The sequence below is a fragment of the Clostridium sp. CAG:43 genome (genome assembly GCF_000434655.1).
GTDB classification, from domain to species: Bacteria; Bacillota; Clostridia; order Lachnospirales; family Lachnospiraceae; genus Otoolea; species Otoolea fessa.
This window is the reverse complement of the sequence record NZ_FR895038.1, coordinates 1-2,080: the sequence shown is the minus strand read 5'-3', so window position 1 is coordinate 2,080 and position 2,080 is coordinate 1. Positions and strand designations below refer to the sequence as shown.

The 2,080-nt window shown below is 38.9% G+C and carries 4 protein-coding genes; all 4 read left to right on the top strand.

The annotated features are described in order from the left end of the window. Positions 1 to 274, top strand: a 274-nt coding sequence (locus QVO97_RS03240; protein WP_288188780.1) for a hypothetical protein, incomplete at its 5' end; no start/stop codon positions are given. Beyond that, entirely contained in the window at positions 261 to 560 is a 300-nt protein-coding gene (locus tag QVO97_RS03235; RefSeq protein ID WP_022358971.1) for a hypothetical protein, read from the top strand. The genes QVO97_RS03240 and QVO97_RS03235, both read left to right, overlap by 14 nt. Then, positions 557 to 1,750 carry a hypothetical protein gene (locus QVO97_RS03230; RefSeq protein WP_022358970.1) on the top strand — a complete coding sequence of 398 codons (1,194 nt, stop codon included), beginning with the start codon at positions 557 to 559 and terminating at the stop codon, positions 1,748 to 1,750. The genes QVO97_RS03235 and QVO97_RS03230 overlap by 4 nt, the downstream gene beginning before the upstream one ends. 21 nt (positions 1,751 to 1,771) lie before the next feature. Next, on the top strand, positions 1,772 to 2,080 hold a 309-nt coding region (locus QVO97_RS03225; protein WP_288188778.1), incomplete at its 3' end, for a hypothetical protein.

Sequence of the window (2,080 nt, the reverse complement as noted above, 5' to 3'; positions counted from 1 at the left end):
AGATTCATATGCCAATCAAATGATTGAAGATCAATGGATACCTGTAAAAATTCTACTCTGGTGCAATCTGGATGGTGATGATACCTCTGCATATGAAACAATGATTTTGCGCAAAGAAAATCATGAAATTGCGTTTACCATTGATAAACGGGATGAAGATAGGAAAGTAAGTTCGATTTTAGGATTCTTAACCGATAAAGATGGTTTAGAGACCGAATTTGAAACATTGATTAACAACTCGACAGAGGGAGGTGAGATAGATGCTGACAATTAAAAAGAATAAAATAATGAAAATCCTTGCAACAGCATTTCTTTTTAGCTTATTTAGTATACACATTAGTTTTGCCTCTACGCTTACAGGTTTAGGACAAGATGAAAATGGTAATTTTTATAAAATTGTTCATGTTTATGGAGATGACTCCGATCCTAGAGACTCTTATGAAGACTCTTCGAAAAAAAATCGCGGATTTGGTAATGGAGATGAAAATTCGAAAAAAAATTCCGCTCATAAATTTGGTAAAGAAGACGAAAAAAAACACCTACCAAAACGGTTTATGTGAATGAAAGTAAGGATTCAGAAGAGGGAACTTCTTTGGTGAAAATGTTCTTTGATTGGATTGGATGGGATAAAACAAAGAATTCTGCGACAAAAGAAGAAAAAAAAGCCTTGGAAAGAATCTTAGGATGTTCGTTTGAAGATATTGAGAATTTCTTTTATCGTGGGGAAAAAATTGGAATGTTACTTTATAACGGAGACAAAGAAGCGGTAAATAAGGAGCTGGGTGAGTGGGGCTTAGAACAAGTAAAAGGAGAATTACAGGGTGAAATCGATTCCGCTGTAAATGATATATTAAATTCTAAATTTAAGCTGCCTATTGAGCTTGATTTTGCCGGGACTTGGAATACTGTAACTGGAAAATTGCAAGATCGCGGAAAGAGGGCAATAGAAAAAGGAAAAGGTGTAAAAAAATCCCTTTCTTCCAAATGGGATTCTTTTATATCTAACCATAAAACATCAAAAGAAAATAAAAAGAACACTTTACAAACTACAGGAAATACGGTAAGTGGAAGTATTGCCGAGACGAAAAAGACGCAAGAAACATCGCCTAATATAGGGTTCGACGACTCTACCGTACAAAAAATAAAAGCTGCGGTACAAAACGGAAATTATGAAGATGCACTCAACATTGCACGGGAAGCTAAAAAGAATTTTGAACTTCCGCAAAAAGATGTTTGGACTTCAACCAACAATGGAGAAGGCTATGGCTTTTATAAGGTTACAATGATAGGTCACGGGAAGGACGGTATAGACGGCGGCGATGTTGAGTTTTCAAGAACCATGTTATATATTGGGAACTATCAAAATGGAAAAAGAATAGGGACTAATAGTATTTGGATGGATTTTGGCGGACATGGTGGCGCTAATTTAGTTCTTTGCGATTGGTCCAATGATGCACCAAATGGAAATGCTACTTTTTATAGAAGTATTAATGGCACAAATGATGAAAATGAACGACCGAATCCGCGACATATAAACCTGGTAAATGGATTATTTGATGGTGTGCTTATGGAAGACAATGAGCGTGGCATAACCTTTAAAAATGGGAAAATACAATACAAATATGACGAAAAAAACGGGGTGTATGTTTTTCAGGAAAAAGATGGACACACTTGGGGAAACAAAAACAAGAGTGTAATAGATGGTTTATATGGGGTTCCCGGCTTTGGTCATCATTTTTATTTCTATTAATACAAGAGGAGAATGGCAGGTATGAAAAACGAACAAAACGAAAACTTCTTATATGACCCGGAAACGGGTGAACCGATTTACCCACAACCAGAGGATGCACCGCGTTTTGACCCGGAGACAGGTCTTCCACTTGGGAACAATCAGCCAACCGATGCCGCACCGGATCTTTTCGATCCGGAGACGGGACTTCCACTTGGACAAAATCAGCCAACGGGCGCTGCTCCGGATCGCTTCGACCCGGAGACGGGACTTCCGCTCGGACAGAGTCAGCCAACGGACGCTGCCCCGGATCGCTTCGATCCGGACACAGGTCTTCCCCTTGGACAGGGC